Source organism: Novosphingobium sp. 9U, from assembly GCF_902506425.1.
In the GTDB taxonomy this organism is placed as follows: domain Bacteria; phylum Pseudomonadota; class Alphaproteobacteria; order Sphingomonadales; family Sphingomonadaceae; genus Novosphingobium.
On the sequence record NZ_LR732539.1, the window covers coordinates 43,300 to 64,114 of the forward strand.

Annotated in this window: 17 protein-coding genes; 12 read left to right on the plus strand and 5 right to left on the minus strand. The window is 65.3% G+C overall.

The genetic code is table 11. The features are described from left to right. Positions 1 to 39 precede the first annotated feature (39 nt). The 3 genes from GV044_RS21375 (at position 40) to dnaE (ending at position 4,595) form a co-directional block, all read left to right on the plus strand. The gene (locus GV044_RS21375) at positions 40 to 324 is read left to right on the plus strand and encodes a hypothetical protein (protein ID WP_159874485.1); all 285 of its coding nucleotides are present in this window, start codon (positions 40 to 42) and stop codon (positions 322 to 324) included. A 134-nt stretch (positions 325 to 458) separates the two neighbouring features. Continuing rightward, a complete protein-coding gene (locus GV044_RS21380; RefSeq protein ID WP_159874486.1) occupies positions 459 to 938 on the plus strand; it encodes a glutathione peroxidase in 480 nt (159 codons plus the stop codon). Between the two features lie 96 nt (positions 939 to 1,034). Continuing rightward, on the plus strand, positions 1,035 to 4,595 hold the full coding sequence (gene dnaE, locus GV044_RS21385) for a DNA polymerase III subunit alpha (protein WP_159874487.1): 3,561 nt from the start codon (positions 1,035 to 1,037) through the stop codon (positions 4,593 to 4,595). 67 nt (positions 4,596 to 4,662) lie between these two features. On the opposite strand, the gene era is transcribed toward dnaE, so the two are convergent. From era to lepB, 3 genes are all read right to left on the minus strand, one after another. Next, positions 4,663 to 5,556, minus strand: a complete 894-nt coding sequence (gene era, locus GV044_RS21390; protein WP_159874488.1) for a GTPase Era — start codon at positions 5,554 to 5,556, stop codon at positions 4,663 to 4,665. Positions 5,557 to 5,763: 207 nt separating this feature from the next. Beyond that, positions 5,764 to 6,444, minus strand: a complete 681-nt coding sequence (gene rnc, locus GV044_RS21395) for a ribonuclease III (protein WP_159874489.1) — start codon at positions 6,442 to 6,444, stop codon at positions 5,764 to 5,766. Positions 6,445 to 6,493: 49 nt separating this feature from the next. Continuing rightward, positions 6,494 to 7,366, minus strand: a complete 873-nt coding sequence (gene lepB, locus GV044_RS21400) for a signal peptidase I (protein ID WP_159874490.1) — start codon at positions 7,364 to 7,366, stop codon at positions 6,494 to 6,496. 168 nt (positions 7,367 to 7,534) lie between these two features. Between lepB and pgi the strand changes: the two genes are divergently transcribed. Further along, positions 7,535 to 9,052: a glucose-6-phosphate isomerase gene (gene pgi, locus GV044_RS21405; protein WP_159874491.1), complete on the plus strand. Its 1,518-nt coding sequence runs from the start codon at positions 7,535 to 7,537 to the stop codon at positions 9,050 to 9,052. Positions 9,053 to 9,193: 141 nt separating this feature from the next. Here the strand turns inward: pgi and GV044_RS21980 are convergent, their stop codons facing one another. Further along, positions 9,194 to 9,601 (minus strand): hypothetical protein, encoded by a 408-nt coding sequence (locus GV044_RS21980; protein ID WP_201299202.1) that lies wholly within the window; start codon positions 9,599 to 9,601, stop codon positions 9,194 to 9,196. 166 nt (positions 9,602 to 9,767) lie between these two features. Between GV044_RS21980 and GV044_RS21410 the strand changes: the two genes are divergently transcribed. Further along, the gene (locus GV044_RS21410) at positions 9,768 to 11,828 is read left to right on the plus strand and encodes a S8 family peptidase (RefSeq protein WP_236555165.1); all 2,061 of its coding nucleotides are present in this window, start codon (positions 9,768 to 9,770) and stop codon (positions 11,826 to 11,828) included. 20 nt (positions 11,829 to 11,848) lie between these two features. Here the strand turns inward: GV044_RS21410 and GV044_RS21415 are convergent, their stop codons facing one another. Beyond that, positions 11,849 to 12,541 carry an alpha/beta hydrolase gene (locus GV044_RS21415; protein WP_159874493.1) on the minus strand — a complete coding sequence of 231 codons (693 nt, stop codon included), beginning with the start codon at positions 12,539 to 12,541 and terminating at the stop codon, positions 11,849 to 11,851. Positions 12,542 to 12,758: 217 nt separating this feature from the next. On the opposite strand from GV044_RS21415, the gene gor reads away from it, so the two are divergent. The 7 genes from gor to GV044_RS21450 form a co-directional block, all read left to right on the plus strand. Then, a complete protein-coding gene (gene gor / locus GV044_RS21420) occupies positions 12,759 to 14,105 on the plus strand; it encodes a glutathione-disulfide reductase (RefSeq protein ID WP_159874494.1) in 1,347 nt (448 codons plus the stop codon). A 272-nt stretch (positions 14,106 to 14,377) separates the two neighbouring features. Continuing rightward, positions 14,378 to 15,907, plus strand: a complete 1,530-nt coding sequence (locus GV044_RS21425) for an acyl-CoA carboxylase subunit beta (RefSeq protein ID WP_159874495.1) — start codon at positions 14,378 to 14,380, stop codon at positions 15,905 to 15,907. Positions 15,908 to 15,971: 64 nt separating this feature from the next. Beyond that, entirely contained in the window at positions 15,972 to 17,177 is a 1,206-nt protein-coding gene (gene bktB / locus GV044_RS21430) for a beta-ketothiolase BktB (RefSeq protein ID WP_159874496.1), read from the plus strand. A gap of 8 nt (positions 17,178 to 17,185) precedes the next feature. Then, positions 17,186 to 17,623, plus strand: a complete 438-nt coding sequence (gene mce, locus GV044_RS21435) for a methylmalonyl-CoA epimerase (protein ID WP_159874501.1) — start codon at positions 17,186 to 17,188, stop codon at positions 17,621 to 17,623. A 47-nt stretch (positions 17,624 to 17,670) separates the two neighbouring features. Beyond that, entirely contained in the window at positions 17,671 to 19,908 is a 2,238-nt protein-coding gene (gene scpA, locus GV044_RS21440) for a methylmalonyl-CoA mutase (RefSeq protein ID WP_236555166.1), read from the plus strand. 7 nt (positions 19,909 to 19,915) lie between these two features. Next, the gene (locus tag GV044_RS21445) at positions 19,916 to 20,371 is read left to right on the plus strand and encodes a DMT family transporter (RefSeq protein WP_236555167.1); all 456 of its coding nucleotides are present in this window, start codon (positions 19,916 to 19,918) and stop codon (positions 20,369 to 20,371) included. Beyond that, a partial coding sequence (locus GV044_RS21450) for a radical SAM protein (protein ID WP_371741666.1) occupies positions 20,368 to 20,815 on the plus strand: 448 nt, incomplete at its 3' end. The genes GV044_RS21445 and GV044_RS21450, both read left to right, overlap by 4 nt.

Consider the following 20,815-nt stretch of genomic DNA (forward strand, 5'->3'; position numbering starts at 1 on the left):
ATCCAGAAACATCGCGGCAAGAAACCTCAGGAGAAAGTGATGAGCGACATCCCCACCACCATCGACGGTGAGCCCGGTCAGCCGGCCAGCGCAGGCTGGAACGACGCGGCCGAGCTGCACAAGTGCGAAGATGGTGGCGGCCTGTTCCATCGCTTGAAGACGATCCGCCGTGGCACCCTAGCAGAGCTGATCTCGTTCGTGCTTAGCCTGCCCGACGAGGACCAGGGCGACTACGCGATCCAGAAGGAAGGCGATCATCAGCTGCGTATCGGCGAGATCCGCAGCCTGTCGCGCCGCGCGGACTTTCCGCCTCGCCCGAACTGAGAGGCGGTTGCGTTCACGCCGTAAGTCTCTGATTATTAAGCGCACCTTCAGGGTGCCTGTGCGATATGGCCGCTCATGACGAGCGTCCATCCGGCCAGGCCCCCTGACTTCTGCAACAACGGGGAGGCGCAGCTGTGAAGACGATCGCCGACTTCGAAGTGAAAACCGGTAGCGGCACGCAGATCTCGCTCGCAGAGAAGGCGGGCAAGGTCCTGCTGGTGGTGAACACCGCCAGCCGCTGCGGCTTCACGCCGCAATACACCGGCCTGGAAGGTCTGTGGCAGCAGTATCGCGAGCGCGGGTTCGAGGTGTTGGCATTTCCGTGCAATCAATTCGGCAACCAGGAACCTGCCGGGGACGCGGAAATCGCCACGTTCTGCGATATCCACTTCGGCCTCAGCTTCCCCCTGATGAGCAAGGTGGAGGTGAACGGCGCCGGTGCGGCTCCGCTGTTCGACTGGCTCAAGGGCGAGGCGCCCGGCATGCTCGGAACGCGGCGGATAAAATGGAACTTCACCAAGTTCCTCATCGACCGAGCTGGCAAGGTCGTTCGGCGTTATGGACCGACCGTCAAGCCCAAGAAGCTGAGCCGGCACATCGAGGCCTTGCTCTGACACTTCCTCTCGCCGGTGGGGCGAGGACAAGTGCAATCCACCACTTCCGCTCCGACCGCCCTTGATCGGACGAACTGTCGACGCCAAAACCACTTGATGGCTTTCGCGCAGTTCGTGCCCCTTCGGATCTTCTCCAGCTTCACCATGCTCGATGGCGCGATCGAGCCTAAGGCGATTGCCAAGCTGGCGAAGGAGCGCAAGTTCCCCGCGGTCGCTATCTGCGATCGCAATGGCCTGTACGGCTCGTCCGCCTTCGCTCCGGCTTGCAAAAGCTCTGGCGTTCAGCCGATCATCGGCACCTTCCTGGCAGTCGCTCGCGACGCGGCGCCCGACGCACCGATCGACTGGCTCGCGCTCTATGCCCAGAACGAAGCTGGGTGGAACAATCTGTGCCACCTGGTCAGCCGCGCTCACCTCGATCGTCCACTCGAACGTGATCCCCACGTCGCCTTCGAAGACCTCGAAGGCTATTCGGACGGCCTGATCTGTCTGACCGGAGCAGGGGAGGGGGCGCTCGCCCGGCTCTACGCTGATGGCCGCGATATCGCCGCAGGGCACATGTGCGACGCTCTTCAGCGCTTGTTCCCCGGTCGCCTGTACATCGAGATCGCGCGCAGCGGCGACCCGGTGGAGGACGCGTCGGAAGACGCGCTGGTCGATCTCGCGTATGCCCGGGACCTGCCGCTGGTGGCGACGAACCCTGCCCAGTACGCGGAGAAGCACTTCCACCCTGCGCACGACGCCTTGCTGTGCATCGCCAACTCGACCCACATCGACGCACCGGACCGGCCGCGTTCCTCGAACGAGCGCTGGGTCAAGCCGGCCGAGATGATGGCCGATCTCTTCGCGGACTTGCCGGAGGCGCTCGCCAACACGCTGGTCGTCGCGCAGCGGTGCGCCTTCGCGCCGCCCAAGCGCAAGCCGATCCTCCCGAGCTTGGCTGGCGACAAGGCCGGCGAAGAGCGCATGCTGGTGGACGATTCGCGCAAGGGTCTCGCCGGCCGCCTCGCGCTTTACTGGCCCGAGACGACGGCGGAGGAGCTCGATGCGGTGATGGCGCTGCCCGAAGCCGAGCGGCGCGACGCATGGCAGACTAGACTGCAACCGCAAGGTGTTGGGGAAGAGTTCCTGGAGTACGCCACCCGGCTCGATTTTGAGGCCGGAATCATCATCAAGATGGGCTTTCCCGGTTACTTCCTGATCGTCGCCGACTTCATCAAGTGGGCCAAGGACAACGGTATCCCGGTCGGGCCGGGCCGTGGTTCGGGTGCAGGCTCGGTAGTCGCCTGGGCGCTCACCATCACCGATCTCGATCCGCTCAAGCTCGGCCTGCTGTTCGAGCGCTTCCTGAACCCGGAACGCGTGTCGATGCCGGACTTCGACATCGACTTCTGCGAAACGCGGCGTGGCGAAGTGATCCGCTACGTCCAGGCTAAGTACGGCCATGACCACGTCGCGCAGATCATCACCTTCGGCAAGATGAAGGCCCGCGCGGTGCTGCGCGACTGCGGGCGCATCCTGCAGATGAGCTACGGCCGGGTCGACTCGCTGTGCAAGATGGTGCCCAACCATCCGACCGACCCGTGGACGCTCGACCGCGCGGTGAACGGCGCCGCCGACTTCCGTCGTGAGTACGACAACGACAACGAGGTGAAGCGCCTCGTCGACTTGGCGCGCCTGCTCGAAGGCCTGCCGCGCAATTCCTCGACCCACGCGGCCGGTGTGGTGATCGGCGACCGTCCGTTGTCCAAGCTGGTACCGCTCTATCGCGACCCGCGCTCGGACATGCCGGTGACCCAGTTCGACATGAAGTATGTCGAAGACTCGGGCCTCATCAAGTTCGACTTCCTCGGCCTCAAAACCCTGTCGGTCCTGCGCAAAGCGACCGACCTGCTGGAGAAGCGCGGCATCCGCATCGACTTGTCGACGCTGCCCTGGGACGACGCCGGCGTCTACGAGCTGCTGAAACGCGGCGACACTGTCGGCGTGTTCCAGCTGGAATCGGAAGGCATGCGCCGCACGCTGGCGGCGGTGAAGCCGACCAACTTCGGCGACATCATCGCGCTCGTCTCGCTCTATCGGCCAGGTCCGATGGACAACATCCCGCTGTTCGGTCAGCGCAAGAACGGCCTGGCGCCGATCGAGTACCCGCACGACAAGCTCGCCGGCATCCTGGGCGAGACCTACGGCATCTTCGTCTATCAGGAGCAGGTGATGCAGGCTGCGCAGATCCTGGCGGGCTACTCGCTGGGCGACGCCGACTTGCTGCGCCGCGCGATGGGCAAGAAGGTTCAGGCCGAGATGGACGCGCAGCGCCAGCGCTTCGTCGATGGGTGCAAGGAACACTCTCAGATCGAAAAAGCCAAGGCGAACGAACTGTTCGACTTGATCGACAAGTTCGCCGGCTATGGCTTCAACAAGTCGCACGCGGCTGCTTACGCGCTGCTGGCGTATCACACGGCCTGGCTGAAGGCGCACTACCCGCACGAATTCTACGCCGCCTCGATGTGCTTCGACATGCACCAGTCGGAAAAGCTCGCGATCTTCGTCGACGACGCCCGCCGCAACGGGGTCGAACTCGCCGCTCCCGACATCAACATGTCCGAGGCCGAATTCACTGTCGAGGAAACGCCCGACAGCCACGCCGTCCGCTATGCTCTGGCGGGTATCCGCAACGTGGGCGAAAAGGCGATGGAGGCGATCGTCGCAGAACGCGAAGCGAACGGCAAGTTCGTCAGCCTGGACGACGTGTTCCGCCGCGCGCCTGCGGGCTCGATGAACCGACGCCAGCTGGAAAGCCTGGCCGCAGCGGGTGCCTTCGACGGGTTGGAGCCAAACCGCGCCAAGGTGCTCGCCAATGCCGACACCCTGTTGGCCGAAGCCGACCGCGCCTCGCGCGAGCGGACCAGCAGCCAGCACGCCCTGTTCGGCGGCGACGAGCACGAGGAGCAGGGCTTGCGCCTTGTCGAGTGTGCGCCCTGGAACCGGATGGACCAGATGGCGAAGGAGCGCGAGAACTTCGGCTTCTACTTCGCAGCTCACCCGGTCGAGCAATGGCGCAATGTTGCTTCGGCGAACGGCGCGCGCACGCATGCCAGCCTTGTCGCCGGCGGCGCCTCTGGCCGGGCCGGTGCGGCGATGGCGGTGCTCGTGGAGAACGTGCAGAAGCGCAAAACCCGCAAGGGCAAGGACTTCATCCTCGGCGATTTCTCCGACCAGTCCGGCCAGTTCAGCGCCTCCTGCTTCGAAGAAAGCTTGGTCGACAGCTTCGTGAAGTGGGCGAAGGAGGGCACCTGCGTGCTGCTCACCGTCGAACTCGACAGTCCCAGCCCCGACGAGCCGCCGCGCGTCACCGTGCGCGGCGCGCGGCCGCTCTCTGAGCTGAAGGCCGATGCGCGCATGTGCCTGACGCTCGATGTCGAGACGGTGGAAGCGGTGCAGGAGCTGGCATTGTTGCTGCGCCCGGGTCTCAAGGGCTGCGGTGAGGTGATCGCCCGGCTGCACATCGACGAGCAGCAGGTCCAGGAAGTCCGGCTAGGGCGTGACTTCGCGCTCGATGGGGATTTTGCCGATCAACTCGCCCAGGTGGCCGGGATCAGCGCAATCTCGATCAAGCCGGTCAAGGCTGGCGGGAGCCACTTGCGGCTGGTGGCGTGAATTTGCCTATTTAAATCGCCTGCTGCCGTAGCGATCTACCGAAGCTTAATCGACCCCGATTGTCCGCTCACTTCACCCAGTCGAGCCCCAGTTCCTCGTAGAGGTCCTTGGCCTCGGCCCAGTTCTCCTCGACTTTGACGTGCAGGAACAAGTGGACCTTGTGGCCCAGGATGGTCGCGAGTTCGTTGCGTGCGGCCTCGCCGATCGCCTTGATCATCGCGCCCCGCTTGCCCAGCACGATCGCCTTCTGGCTGTCCCGCGCAACGACGATCTGCTGGCGAACTTCCACCGAACCGTCCTTGCGCGGCATGTAAGCCTCGGGGCGCACGGCGGTGTCGTAAGGCAGCTCGTCGTGGAGAAGGCGATAGACCTGCTCGCGGGTCACTTCGCAGGCAAGCAGGCGTTCGCTGGCGTCGGAGACCTGGTCCTCAGGGTAGTGCCAGGGACCTTCGGGCATGAGGCCGGCCAGGTGCGCCTTGAGTTCGGGCACGCCATCGCCGGTCAGCGCGGAGATGAAGAACACCTCCTCGAACGCGAGCTTGCCATTCAGGTCTTGCGCCAGCGCCAGTAGCGGCTCCTTGGCGGTCGCGTCGACCTTGTTGAGCACCAGCAGCTTGCGCTCGGGCCGGTCTTTCAGCGTCTCGAGCAAAGGCTCGAGTTCGTGCCGGCGCTGCTTGACTGGGTCGACCACCAGCAGGATCGCGTCGGCCTCCTGCGCACCTTCCCAGGCGGCGGATACCATCGCCCGATCGAGCCGGCGCTTGGGAGCGAAGATGCCCGGCGTGTCGGCCAGGATGATCTGCACTTCGCCAGCCAGGGCGATGCCCAACAGGCGCGCGCGCGTGGTCTGCGCCTTGGCCGAAGTGATCGCCACCTTCTGCCCGACCATCGCGTTGACCAACGTGGACTTGCCCGCATTGGGCGCGCCGATCACCGCGACCAGGCCGCATTTTTCCGTCATGTACCAGTCTCCTCTTCCCCGACATGGAGGAAGGACAATCGTCAGCCTGAAGTTGTTTCAGGGTCTATCCGACCGCTTAGACCGAACGCTCCCGGTCACCAACCACGAAGCGGCAGGACGGCCAGAGCGCCAAGTCTGCGGCACGATGGACCCTGAAACGAGTTCAGGGTGACGAGGGATGGGTTGAAAGGGTGGGTGCTGAGGACATCACCCGAATCTGCGCATGAATTCTTCGGCAGCCTGCGTTTCGGCATCCTGCTTGCTGTTCGCCGTCGCCTGCGCCTCGCCGACGCCGTGGACCGATACTGCGACTGTGAACCGAGCTGCATGATCCGGACCCGAGCGGTCGAGCAGCTTGTATTCGGGCGCGCGGCGGCGGTTGCCCGCGGCCCATTCCTGCAGCGCCGACTTGGGATGCTTACGGCTGCCCGTCTTGCCGAGCACCGGCTCTTCCCAGAGCTGGCGCACCATGGCCCTAGACGCCTCGAAACCGTGCTCCAGGAAGCATGCCCCGATCAGCGCTTCCATGACGTCGCCCAGGATGTTGTCGCTGTCCTGGCCGCCATCGTCGCGCGCCTGCTTGCCCAGCCGAATGTGCGGCGCAAGCTCGATGCTGCGCGCGATGGTGGCGCAAGTCGCGCGGCTGACGAGCGCGTTGAGACGTTGGGACAGCTTGCCTTCCGGACCGTCCCCGCGCTCGTACAGCCAATCGGCGATCGACAGGCCCAGCACGCGATCGCCCAGAAACTCCAGCCGCTCGTAGTTGCGCTTGTCGGCGGTGCTCGCGTGAGTCAGCGCCTCCTCCCATAGGGCGGAATCGCGAGGCGCTACGCCCGCATGCTCGGCCAAGAATCGGATGGTCTCGGGTGAGAGCGTCACGCCCGCCATCCCGCTTTCGTGCTGAGCGAAGAAGCGGATGGACGCACTGAGGGGATACTCAGAACGTCCCGCCGATCCGGCTCCAGCGCGCGGCGGTGAACCAGGTCCAGGGCTTGATCCATTCTGCGCCGCCGTCGGTGGAGAACATCATCACCGACGCCTTGCCGACCAGGTTCGCCTGCGGGACGATGCCGATGCCTTCGCCCTCGATTGCCGGGAAGCGGCTGTCGAGCGAGTTGTCGCGGTTGTCACCCATCAGGAACAGGTGCCCCGCGGGAACCTTGAACACCTGGGTATCGTCCTGCGGCTGCGTGCCGAGGTCGAGCACGTTGTAGCTCTTGCCTTCGGGCAGCGTCTCGCGGAACTGCGGGTAAGAGCACGCCATGCTGCCATCGGGCGTCTGCGTCTCGAACTCGATCGCATAGCAACGCGTGTTGGGCGTCAGCGGCAGGATGAAGTTGCCGACCCGCTGCTTTGGCACGGCTTTGCCGTTCAGGAACACTTGGCCGCCGCGCACCTGGACGGTATCGCCCGGCAGGCCGATCACCCGCTTGATGTAGTCGACGTCGTTGCCCGGAGGCGCCTTGAAGATGACCACGTCGCCACGGTCCGGCTGACTCGCGAAGATGCGGCCCGGGATCAGCGGCAGGCTGAAGGGCAGCGAATACTTGGAGTAGCCGTACGACCACTTGGACGCGAGCAGGTAGTCGCCGTTCAGCAGGCGCGGCAGCATCGACTCGCTCGGAATGTTGAACGGCGAGAAGATGAAGCTGCGGAACACCACCACCAGCACCACCAACTTGAACAGGAAAACGAAGAAGTTCTCCTGCTTTTCCTCCTGCTTGGGAGGCGCCGCCGGTGCACCGACAGGCTGGGCGCCGAGGGGCTGCCCAATAAGCTGATCATCGGCGAGGTTGTGCGTGTCGGTCATCAAGCTGTCCATGTTGCTCGCCATGGCTCCCGTCAAGCGGCGTGCGCGGGGGAACAGCACCATGGTGGTGCCGATCTCGCACAAGATCTACCTTGGCCCTCGCAGGTGCAACAGGCATAAGGCGGCGCGATTGCGGGGCAGCGTGTCTGGCTAAGAGTGGGGAATGGCATGAGCGAGGCTACGGGTTCTGTGTGGAAGACGTTGGCGGATCTGCCGAAGCCCACGCTGGCACAGCTCTTCGCCGAAGATCCCGCGCGTCTCGACAAACTGGCGACACGCTTCGACCTTGGTGAACAGGGCATCCGTTTCGATTGGTCCAAGACCCACCTGGATGACGCGCACATCGCCGCGTTCGAGAAGCTTGCGCAGGCCGCCGATTTCGATGCGCATCGCCAGGCGCTGTTCACCGGAGAGATCGTCAACCCGACCGAAGGACGCGCGGCCGAGCACACGGCGCAACGCGGCGTCGGCAAGGACGAGAGCGTCGCGCTGGCGCGCGGCTACCACTCGCGCATGGCCGCCGTCGTCGAGGCGATCCACCAGGGCGCGATGGGCGAGGTGCGGCACCTGATCCACATCGGCATCGGCGGTTCGGCGCTAGGCCCGGCGCTGGCCGTTTCGGCTCTGGCGCGCGATGGGGCGCTGGTCGACGTGCATGTCGTCTCCAACATCGACGGCAATGCTCTCGAAGCGGCATTCGATGGCTGCGATCCGGCGACGACTATGCTGGCGATCGCGTCCAAGACGTTCACCACCACTGAGACCATGGTCAATGCCGCCAGCGCGATCGAGTGGCTGCAGGAGAATGGCGTCATCGATCCCTACGGCAGGGTCGTCGCGCTGACGGCTTCGCCGGAAAAGGCCGTGGAGTGGGGCGTGGACGAGACCCGCATTCTGCCGTTCTCCGAGAGCGTTGGCGGGCGCTATTCGCTGTGGTCGTCGATCGGGTTCCCCGTCGCCATGGCCTTGGGCTGGCCCGACTTCGCCGAGATGTTGGAAGGCGCCGCAATGGTCGACCGCCACTTCCGCGACACCGATGGCGCCGCCAACCTGCCGCTTCGCGCGGCTTTCGCCGATCAGTACTACACTCGTCTGCGGGGCTGCCAGACGCGTGGGGTGTTCGCCTACGACGAGCGGCTGACGCTGCTGCCCGACTATCTGCAGCAGCTGGAGATGGAATCCAACGGCAAGTCGGTGAAGGCGGACGGCTCTCCAGTCGACGGTCCGACCGCGCCGATCACCTGGGGCGGGGTGGGTACCGATGCGCAGCATGCGGTGTTCCAGCTGTTGCACCAGGGGACCAACCTAGTGCCGGTGGACTTCATCGCCGCGATCGTGCCGGGCCATGACCTGGACCCGGCGCACCATCGCATCCTGCTGTCCAACTGCTTCGCGCAAGGGGCGGCGCTGATGGCGGGCAAGCCGAGCGAGGATCCGGCGCGCGCCTATCCGGGCGACCGGCCATCGGCGACGATCCTGCTCGACGAGGTGTCGCCCGCCAGCTTCGGCGCGCTGATCGCGTTCCATGAGCATCGCACGTTCGCCAATGCCGTGCTGATGGGGATCAACCCCTTCGACCAGTTCGGCGTCGAGCTGGGCAAGGAAATCGCCAAGCAGATCGAGAAGGGGGGCACGACCTTCGATCCATCGACCGAGGCATTGCTGGAGTTGGCCGGGATCGCCTGAGTCGATCCGCCGGATCTGCACCGTTCCTTCACCAAGTCACTGTATCTACGCGTAGAACGGCGCCAAGCGGGGCTCAACCATAAACCGATAGATCCCTGTTCAGTCGCTCAGCAGCTTCGAGACATTGGGTTCTATGCAGATTCACTTCGCTTCGGTTCGTAGCTTTGCGCTCTGTGGCGCTGGCGCCATGGCTCTGTCAGCTTGTGGTGGCGGCGGTGGAGGGTCGGTCGCCTCGACACCGGCACCGATCGCCACGCCGGCGCCGTCTCCGACTGTGACTCCGGCGCCAGCACCTGCGCCCACTCCGACACCGACGCCCGTACCGACGCCTGCGCCAACCCCGGCGCCCGCGCCCACGCCGACGCCCGCGCCAACTCCGACGCCCACGCCAACTCCGACGCTCACTCCGGCTCCGACGCCCACGCCAACTCCGTCGCCCGCTCCGGCTCCGACGCCCACGCCAACTCCGTCGCCCGCTCCGGCTCCGACGCCCACGCCAACTCCGTCGCCCGCTCCGGCTCCGACGCCCACGCCAACTCCGACACCCACGCCAACTCCAACGCCCGCTCCGGATCGGACGCCCGTTCCAACTCCAACTCCCACGCCTGCTCCAGAGCCAGAGCCTACTCCCACGCCAACGCCTGCGCCGACGCCAAGCCCGACACCGAAACCTGCACCTGTCGGCGGCCTGGCGGCTCTGGTCCCAAAGGCGGACGTGGCGGTGCGCTCGGACGAGGACGACGAGGAGTACCGCCGCAACTACGACGCGTTCGAGTATGTCCACGCGCTCTACGCGCTCGATCACGGCTGGACCGGGCAGGGCGTGCTGGTCGGCCTGGTCGACGACGGCGTGCTGCAGAACGCGGAACTGACAGGTCAGTTGTCCGCGCTAAGCAAGGATTTCGGCACCACCACCACCGGCAGCAGCACCACCGACCGCAACGTGATCGGCGACAAGTACTCCGATCACGGCACCATGGTCGCCGGGGTGATCGCCGGCCTCAACGATGACAGCGGCATTCAGGGCATGGCTCCGGGCGCGAAGATCGTGGCGCTGCGCGTCAGCGATGTGAACACGACCACCAACGAGGAGACGCTGGGCCGCACGCTGCCGGCCGCGCTCAACTATGCGGCGGCGAACGGCATCAAGGTGGTCAACGCGTCGCTCGCCAAGGTCGATGCCAGCCAGGCCAGCCCGGTCTGGTCGAACATGGTCACTCGCTATGCAGCGTCCGGCGGATTGTTCGTGAACTCGGCCGGGAACGAGAGTGAGGCGAACGCCAAGGGCTACCTCGACCTCAACGATGCGAACCGCAACGGGTGGCTGTTCGTCACCGCACTGGACGTGACCGAAACCGGCGTGACGCTGGCGGACTATTCCAACCAGTGCGGCTCCATCGCGATGGCGCGCTGCGTTTCGGCGATGGGTTCGAACGCGACCATGGACGTGAGGGGCGAGTTGGTGCTGTTCAGCGGGACGAGCTCGGCCGCGGGGCAAGTCAGCGGCCTTGCTGCGCTGATCCTCAGCAAGTGGCCGCAGCTCTCGGGCGTGGAAGCGGGACAGGTGATCCTGAACACCGCGCACGATCTGGGCGCTGCGGGTATCGACCCGGTCTATGGCGCAGGCCTGATCGACGTCGAGGCAGCGCTCTCTCCGGTGTCGCCGACGCTGTCGAACGGTGTGACGCAGACCTCGCTTCAGGGTGCATCGATGGTCATCCCCGATGCCCTGGGGGGCGGCGCGGCCACGACCACGGCAGTCAAGTCGATGCTAGGCAAGGTGACTCTGCTCGATGGCTTTGGCCGTGACTTCAGCGGCAGCCTGGCCGGCCTCGTCGCGCATCCTGAACGCCGCGAGGGCAGCTTCGCGCGGCAGGTCGCGGCAGGTGCTGGTGCGGGCAGCTCGTCCTTCGCGGCGCCGGGCTTCACGGCTCGGTTCGGCTACGAAACACTCGGCGATGGCGCGAACGCACAAGTGCAACGTGGCCGGATGACCTCGGGTGAGTTCGCTCTGGCGCTGGGTTCCACGCGCGTGATGGCCACCTACGCCGGTCAGGACGCCATCCAGGACGAGGCCATGGGCCTGGCTCCGGCCTCCGACGTGACGCTGGCCTATGCGCCCGGTGCGAACCTGTCCGTCGGAGTGGCGCGTAGCGTGGCGGGTGGGCAGCTGTCCGTCTCAGCGCTGTCGAGCGATGGCGATTATGGCTCCGCGAGCGGTCTGATGCTGGGCTGGAGCGGCAAGCCGCTGCGGGTCAAGATGGGCTATCTGACCGAGCACGACACTCTGTTCGGCACACCGGTCGGTGCGGGTGCCCTGCGCTTCGGCAACGGCGCGCGGACTGCGTTCCTGGAGCTTTCGCGGCAGTGGCACGCGGGCGAGTGGTCGCTCGATACCTATGCTTCGGTGGGTGCGACGCGCCTCAAGATCGGCGGCGACACGCTGTTGACTTCGGCCAGGCCGATCCTGTCGCAGCGTGCCGGTTTGTCGGCGAGCCATGCGGCGTTCGGTGGCCGCGTGCGGATGGGACTGGCCTTGCCGCTGGTGGCGTTCGCGGGATCGGGTGAGCTGACCTACGCGATTGGCTATGACCTGACATCGCGATCGCTGGTCTACTCTCGCCAGAGGGTTGGGCTGACCGGGCGGATCGATCCGGTCATGAGCGTGGGCTATGAGCGGGGCGGCGCTGCCTCCGCGTTCCGCTTGGCCGCAGCCACCAACGCCAGCGGCGGGGACTGGCGCGCGCTCGCCTCGTGGAGGCTGACGCTGAAGTAAGCGCCGGTCAAGGCAGGGGATCAGCGCTGCAACGAATGTCCCAAGCCACGCCGCTCCGGCGTGCGTGTGCCTCGGGACAGTCCCGCCTCCGTCTCGCCTGCTCGCCCGAACTCCAGCTGGCCCGCGCCTGGCAGGTCCTCGCGCAGCAACGCTGCGAGTTGCTCGCGGCCGAAGCTCCAATCGCCCAGGTCGGACTCGGCGTTGATGTGCCCGCACGCTCCAGCATCGACGAACAGGCTGCCCCAGCGCCGAGCCAACGCCTGCGCGGTGTGGTGGCCCATCCAGGGATCGTTGCGACTGGCGATCAGGCGGCTGGGGAAGGGCAGTGCCTCGGTCGGCGTCGGCGCGAAGCGGGCGACACGCTCGTCCAACGGGAAGAAGTCCACTTCCGGCGGTGCCACCATCAGCGCGCCGATCACCGGCTGCTCCTCGTCCCGCTGAGCGTAGCGCGCCCACCATGCAACGGCGAGGCAGCCAAGACTGTGCGCTACGAGCACGACCGGGCGGCGGGCTTGGCGGATCGCCAGATTGAGATTGTTGATCCAGGTATTGCGATGCGGCTCGTCCCAGCGGCCCAGCTCGACCTTGCTGCAATCGGGGTGCTGCTGCTCCCAAAGGGTCTGCCAGTGCTCGGGCCCGCTGCCGAACAGTCCCGGCACAAGGAGGATCGCAGGGTTCTGCGATGCTGGCTGCGGACGTGGGCGGGGGGACATGCTTGCTCTCCGAAGGATGACCGAACTCGATGCGTGTCGTCGTCCATGTACGCAGAGGTGTATACTCTAGTTAATCAATAGACAATCTATTTGCGCCTGATCGCAACCGGGTCGCGCTGAATGGATTGAGAGTCCTGCAAGGGCCAAGTGCCTCAGGACGTCTGGCAATCCTGGCCTCGCCACCGCATATGCGCAGGCAATCAGCTGGAGTGCGCAAATGCCCGAATTCGACTACGACCTCTTCACCATCGGCGCAGGTTCGGGCGGAGTGCGCGCATCGCGCGTGGCCTCGGCCTACGGAGCGCGCGTCGCAGTGGCGGAGGAGCATCGGGTCGGCGGCACTTGCGTGATCCGCGGCTGCGTGCCCAAGAAGATGCTCGTCTATGGTGCGCACTTCGCCGAGGACCTAGAAGACGCCAAGCACTTCGGGTGGGATATCCCGAGCTGCACTTTCGACTGGGTGAAGCTGCGCGACAGCGTGCTGAACGACGTCGACCGATTAAACGGCATCTACACGCAGACGCTCGAGAACGCCGGCGTTGAAGTGATCCACCAGCGGGCTACGATCTCCGGACCCAACGAGATCACGCTGGCGAATGGCGAGAAAAAGACGGCGGCCAAGATCCTGGTCGCGACCGGAGCTCGTCCGCACGTGCCATCCTGCCCCGGCCATGAGCTAGGCATCACCTCGAACGAGGCGTTCCATCTCGACGCCATTCCGCGCCGGGTGCTGATCGCCGGGGCCGGATATATCGCCAACGAGTTCGCCGGTATCTTCCACCAGTTCGGGGCGAAGGTCACCTTGGTGAACCGCACCGACCAGCTGCTGCGCGGATATGATGAGTCGCTGCGGGATCGGCTGCTGCAGATCTCGATCATGAAGGGCATCGATTTCCGCTTTCACGCCGACTTCCAAGGTATCGAGAAGACCGATGAAGGTGCCTTGCGCGTCTCGATGACCAACCATGAGCCGATAGATGTGGACCTGGTGCTGTTCGCCACCGGTCGCGTGCCGAACATCGAAGGGCTTGGCCTGGAAGAGGTTGGCGTGAAGCTCGACGACAAGAACGCGATCGTGGTGGACGAGTACTCGAAGAGTTCGGTCGATCACATCTACGCCATCGGCGACGTGACCAACCGCGTGCAGCTGACGCCCGTAGCGATCCGTGAGGGGCAGGCGTTCGCCGATACCGTGTTCGGCGACAACCCGCATACGGTTGATTACGCGTGCATACCCAGCGCGGTGTTCAGCCATCCACCGCTGGCGGGCGTTGGATTGACCGAGGCGCAGGCCAAGCAGCAGCTCGGCTCGGTCAAGGTCTACGAGAGCGACTTCCGGCCGATGAAGAACGTGTTGGCGCAGCGCAACGAGCGCTCGCTCTACAAGATGATTTGCGACGGCCACACCGGCAAGATCGTCGGCATCCACATGATCGGTCCGGAATCGCCCGAGATCATGCAGGCGGCGGCGATCGCAGTGAAGGCGGGGCTGACCAAAGCGGATTTCGATGCGACCGTCGCGATCCACCCCACCATGGCCGAGGAATTGGTGCTGCTGAAGTAAGAGGCGTCGGCTGGCGCCGTTGTCCCGGGTTCGACCCGGGACCGCTTTCGGCACTCCAGGACTTACCGGCTTGAGCAGCTAGAGCAGCGTAGCTTCAGCACATCCGGAAGCGGTGCCGAATCGCGTCCGATAGGGTGCTGTCCTTCACCCTGGCGATATCGCATGCCGCGCTGCAGCGAGAGCTGTTAACCGCGCGCTTAAAACAGTTGACCTCCCGCTTGCTTGCCTCTTTAGCGAGTGCCACCAGTTCACGCGGGGTCAAGGGGAGCGCTATGTCAGCCAACATCGCCGAAATGGAGAAGCGCCGGGCCGCTGCACGCCTGGGTGGCGGTCAACGCCGCATCGACGCGCAGCACGCCAAGGGCAAGCTGACGGCGCGTGAACGGCTCGACGTGCTCCTCGACGAGGGCAGCTTCGAAGAGATCGACACCTACGTAGAACACAACTGCGTCGACTTCGGCATGCATGAGCAGCCCAAGATCCCGGGTGACGGCGTCGTCACCGGCTCGGGCACAATCAACGGCCGCCTTGTCTATGTGTTCAGCCAGGACTTCACCGTCTTCGGCGGCGCCGTGTCCGAGCGGCACGCAATGAAGATCTGCAAGGTCATGGACACCGCGCTGAAGGTCGGTGCGCCGGTGATCGGGCTGAACGATTCCGGCGGCGCGCGCATCCAGGAAGGCGTGGCCTCATTGGGTGGCTATGCCGAGATCTTCCAGCGCAACGTGCTGGCATCGGGCGTGGTGCCGCAGCTTTCGCTGATCATGGGCCCTTGCGCAGGCGGCGCGGTGTATTCGCCAGCGATGACCGACTTCATCTTCATGGTGAAGGACAGTTCGTACATGTTCGTCACCGGCCCAGACGTGGTGAAGACCGTCACCAACGAGGTCGTGACGCAGGAAGAACTGGGCGGCGCAGTGACGCACTCCAGCAAGACCTCGGTCTCCGACCTCGCGCTCGAGAACGATATCGAGGCGTTGCTTGCTGCGCGCGACTTCTTCGATTTCCTGCCCTCGTCCAACCGTGAGGAGGTGCCCGAGCGCCCTTGCGCCGATCCGTGGGATCGCCAGGAAGACAGCCTCGACACCATCGTGCCGCCGTCGGCCAATCAGCCCTACGACATGCACGAGGTCATCCGTAAGACCCTGGACGAAGGCGAGTTCTTCGAGCTTCAGCCGACGTTCGCCGGTAACATCCTGATCGGCTTCGGTCGGGTCGAGGGCAAGACCGTAGGCGTGGTCGCCAATCAGCCGATGAAGCTGGCCGGCGTGCTCGACATCGACAGCTCGCGCAAGGCGGCACGTTTCGTGCGCTTCTGCGACGCATTCAACATCCCGATCATCACCTTCGTCGACGTGCCCGGCTTCCTTCCCGGCACCGACCAGGAGCACAACGGCATCATCAAGCACGGCGCCAAGCTGCTGTTCGCCTATGCCGAGGCGACCGTGCCCAAGATTACCGTGATCACCCGCAAGGCATACGGCGGCGCGTACGACGTCATGAGTTCCAAGCACTTGCGCGGTGACTTGAACTACGCGTGGCCCACCGCCGAGATCGCGGTGATGGGTGCCAAGGGCGCGGTGGAGATCATCTTCCGCGGCCAGGATGCCGAAGGGATCGCGGCGCGCACCAAGGAATACGAAGATCGCTTCGCCAACCCGTTTGTGGCGGCGAGCCGTGGCTATATCGACGAGGTGATTTACCCCCACTCGACGCGTCGCCGCATCGCTTTGGGCTTGCGCAAGCTACGCAATAAGTCACTCGAAAATCCCTGGAAGAAGCACGACAACATCCCACTCTAACAAGCGTGGCTGTCGCGGCCCTGTTGGGCGCGAGGTCGAGCACAGAGGAACGGAAGAAGCTCGTATGGAAGACATCTACATCGTCAGTGGCGTTCGCACCCCCGTCGGGGACTTCGGCGGCGCTCTCAAGTCGTTCATGCCGGCTGACCTCGGCACCATGGTCGTCACCGAGGCTCTGAGGCGCGCCAGTGTCGAGCCTGAGGCCGTGCAGCACGTCGTCGTCGGCCAGGTCATGCCGACCAGCGCCAAGGACGAGATGCTCAGCCGCGTCATGGCGCTGAACTCGGGCATTCCCTCCGAAGTGCCGGCGCTGACTTTGAACCGCTTGTGCGGGTCGGGCGTGGAGGCGATCGTCTCGGCCGCGCGGCTGATGATGACCGGCGAAGCGTCCGTGACGGTCGCGGGCGGTGCGGAATCGATGTCCAACGTGCCCTACCATGACCACGGCGTGCGCTGGGGCAGGAAGATGGGCGCGAACACGCAGGAAGACGCGCTGACGGTCGGCCTGTCCGACGCGATCGGCGGCTACCACATGGGCATCACCGCCGAAAACGTGGCAGAGCGCCACCAGGTGACGCGCAGCGACATGGATGCGGCTTCCGTCACCAGCCACCAGCGCGCCGCCAAGGCTATCGCCGAGGGCCGCTTCAAGGAGCAGATCCTCCCGGTCGAGATCAAGACGCGCAAAGGCACGACAGTCTTCGACACCGATGAGCATGTGAAGGCCGAAACGACGCTCGAGGTGCTGGGCGGCATGCGCGCGGCCTTCAAGAAGGACGGCACGGTCACCGCCGGCAATGCCTCCGGCATCAACGACGGCGCCGCTGCCGTCGTGCTGGCGACTGCCAGCGAAGTCGAGAAGCGCGGACTGGCGCCGCTGGCCAAGATCGTCGCCTGGGGCCACGCCGGCGTGGAGCCCGAGTACATGGGCGAGGGGCCCATCAAGGCGGTACCGATCGCGCTGCAGCGCGCAGGGCTGACGCTTGAGCAAATGGACGTGATCGAGAGCAACGAAGCCTTCGCGGCACAGGCCTGCGCCGTGTCGAAGGTGCTTGGCTTCGATCCCGAAAAGGTCAATCCGAACGGCTCGGGTGTCTCGATCGGCCATCCCGTGGGCGCCACCGGCACCATGCTGACGATCAAGTGCATGTACGAGCTGAAGCGCATCGGCGGCCGCTATGGCCTCATCACGATGTGCATCGGCGGTGGCCAGGGCATCGCACTGGTGATCGAGAACGTCGCAGCGGCTGAGCTGGAGCAGGCGGCGTGAAGCCCAAAATGCAACTGGGCCGTCTCAACCACATCGGCGTCGCCACGCCCGATCTCGACGCCGCGATCGCGCACTATCGTGATGTCATGGGCGCGACTGACATCACCGAGCCGTTCGTGCTGGAGAGCCAGCAGGTTCGCGTGTGCTTCGTCAACACGCCGGGCGAGGGCGGCACTGCGGGCACGCAGATCGAACTGCTTCAGCCCACTGTAGCGGACAGCGCCGTGGGCAAGTGGCTGGAGAAGAACCCTCTCGGGGGCCAGCACCACATCTGCTACGAAGTGCCCGACATCCAGGAAGCGAAAGCCTGGTTCGAGAAGCTGGGCAAGCGCGTGCTCGGCGAACCGCGCATCGGCGCCCACGGCACCATGATCTTCTTTGTTCACCCCAAGGACATGGGCGGCCAGCTGACCGAGATCATGGAAACGCCCCAAGGGGCGCACTGAGGTACACTCTTCGGGCCGCACGGCCGAGGATGGCATGAGGTAGGATGATGAGCGACACTCCCAAGATCGAGCAGAACCTGGGCGAGGACAGCGGTGCCGCCCCGGACGCGCGCAAGCTCCCGGAGCCGTCGTCCAATCCGAACCTTGAGAAGTGGCGCGCCGCCGCCGACAAGGAGGTCAAGGGCAAGGACCTGACCTGGCAGACGCCGGAAGGCATCGCCGTCAAGCCGCTCTACACTGCCGAGGACGTGAAGGTCGATCCAGGCCTGCCGGGCTTTGCGCCATTCACCCGCGGCGTCCGCGCCTCGATGTATGCCGGCCGCCCCTGGACGATCCGCCAGTACGCCGGCTTTTCGACCGCCGAGGAATCGAACGCGTTCTATCGCCGCAACCTCGCGGCGGGTCAGAAAGGCCTCTCGGTCGCGTTCGATCTCGCGACGCACCGCGGCTACGATTCCGACCACCCGCGCGTGGTGGGTGACGTCGGCAAGGCGGGTGTCGCGATCGACAGCGTCGAGGACATGAAGATCCTGTTCGACGGTATCCCGCTCGATCAGATGTCGGTCTCCATGACCATGAACGGCGCGGTGATCCCGATCCTCGCGTTCTTCATCGTCGCGGGCGAGGAGCAGGGCGTCGACCGCAAATTGCTCGACGGGACCATCCAGAACGACATCCTCAAGGAGTTCATGGTCCGCAACACCTACATCTACCCGCCCGAGCCGAGCATGCGGATCATCTCGGACATCTTCGGCTACACCAGCCGCGAGATGCCGAAGTTCAACTCGATCTCCATTTCCGGCTACCACATGCAGGAAGCCGGCGCGACGCAGGTGCAGGAGCTGGCCTTCACCATCGCCGACGGCGCCGAATACGTGAAGTACGGCGTCGCCTCGGGCCTCGACATCGATAAGTTCGCTGGGCGCCTCAGCTTCTTCTTCGCCATCGGCATGAACTTCTTCATGGAAGTTGCCAAGCTGCGCGCCGCGCGCGTCTTGTGGCACCGGGTCATGACGCAGCTGGGCGCCAAGGACGAGCGTTCCAAGATGCTGCGCACGCACTGCCAGACCTCGGGCGTCAGCTTGCAGGAGCAGGACCCCTACAACAACGTGATCCGCACCACGATCGAGGCGATGGCCTCGATGCTGGGGGGCACCCAGTCGCTGCACACCAACGCGCTGGACGAGGCGATCGCGCTGCCGACCGACTTCTCGGCGCGCATCGCCCGCAACACCCAGATCATCATCCAGGAAGAAACCGGGATGACCAAGGTAGTCGATCCCCTGGGCGGCTCGTACTACATCGAGGCGCTGACGCAGGAACTGGTCGATCAGGCCTGGGAGATCATCGAGCGCGTGCAGGCCGAAGGCGGCATGGCCAAGGCGGTCGCCGCGGGCTGGCCCAAGGCGATGATCGAGACGGCCGCCGCGGCGCGCCAGGCTCGCGTGGACCGTGGTGACGACGTGATCGTCGGCGTCAACAAGTACCGCCTCGCCAGCGAGGACCTGCTCGAGACGTTGGAAGTCGACAACGCCAAGGTGCGCGAGTCGCAGATCGCCCGCATCAACAAGATGAAGGCGGAGCGCGACGAGGCGAAGTGCCAGGCCGCACTCAAGGCTCTGCGCGATGGTGCGGCGGCGCCGTCCAGCATCGAGAACAACCTCCTCGCCCTCGCCGTCGAGTGCGCCCGCGCTCGTGCGACGCTGGGCGAGATCAGCTCGGCGATGGAAGAGAGCTTCGCCCGCTACGGCACCCAACCGACCCCGGTGAAGGGCGTCTACTCCGCACCTTACGAAGGCGACACCCGCTGGCAGCAAGTGCTCGACGGCGTGCAGGCGGTCGAGCGTCGTCTGGGCCGCAAGCCCAAGCTGCTCGTCGCCAAGATGGGCCAGGACGGCCACGACCGCGGCGCCAACGTGATTGCCTCCGCGTTCGGCGACATGGGCTTCGACGTCGTCTCCGGCCCGCTGTTCCAGACGCCCGAAGAGACCGTCGTGCTGGCTTTGGAGAACGAGGTCGACGTTGTCGGCGCCTCCTCTTTGGCGGCGGGCCACAAGACGCTGATCCCCGAGCTGATCCAGCGCCTGCGCGAGCAGGGCCGCAACGACATCAAGGTAATCGCCGGCGGCGTGATCCCCCCGCAGGACTACGAATACCTGCGCAACGCGGGCGTGCAGGGCATCTACGGTCCGGGATCGAACGTGGTGGAATGCGCTGCCGACGTGCTGCGGCTGCTCGGCCATAACATGCCGCCCGTCGGCGACGAGCTGCAGGCAGCGGAGTAGGCTGCGGGTGAGCCATCAGGCCCAGTTCTGGACAGCGGCCTTCGTCATGTTCCTGACGGGGATCGGCGTGCCGGTGCTCGCCTCGCTCAATGCGGGGCTGGGACGCGGGCTCGACAACCCGGCCGCGGCGACGACGCTGATGTTCGTGGGCGCCTTCGTGTTCTCGCTGGCGGCGCTCGCCGTTGTCGGGCTACCCTCGCCCGCGCGGTTCCAGGGCATCCCGTGGCAGTACTACTGCGGCGGCGTGTTCATGGTGTTCTACATCCTGTCGGTCACCTACTTCGCCCCGAGGATTGGCCTGGGCAACGCAATTTTCTTCGTCCTTGTCGGCCAGTTGATGATGGCCGCGGCGGTCGATCACTTTGGCTGGTTCGGCGCGATCCGCACGCCGCTCGAAGCCAAGCGGGGCATCGGCATTCTCCTCATGTGCTTCGGCATCTACCTCGCAAAGCGTACCGTATGACCCAGACCCTTGCCCGCACCGACTGGACCCGCGACGAGATCGCCGCGCTGTTCGACCTGCCGTTCACCGAACTGGTCTATCGCGCCGCCGAAGTGCATCGGCAGAGCTTCGACCCCGCCGAAGTGCAGCTCTCCACGCTGCTGTCGATCAAGACCGGCGGGTGCGTGGAAGATTGCGGCTATTGCTCGCAGTCAGTCTCGGCCAACAGCGGCGTCAAGGCGACCAAGCTGCTCGAAGTGCAGCAGGTGCTGCAGCGCGCGGCCCAGGCGCGTGACCAGGGCTCGACCCGCTTCTGCATGGGGGCCGCCTGGCGCAATCCCAAGGACCGCGACATGCCCGCCATCATCGAGATGGTGAAGGGCGTGCGCTCGATGGGCATGGAGACCTGCATGACGCTGGGCATGCTGACGCCAGCACAGGCCGACATGCTGAGCGAGGCCGGGC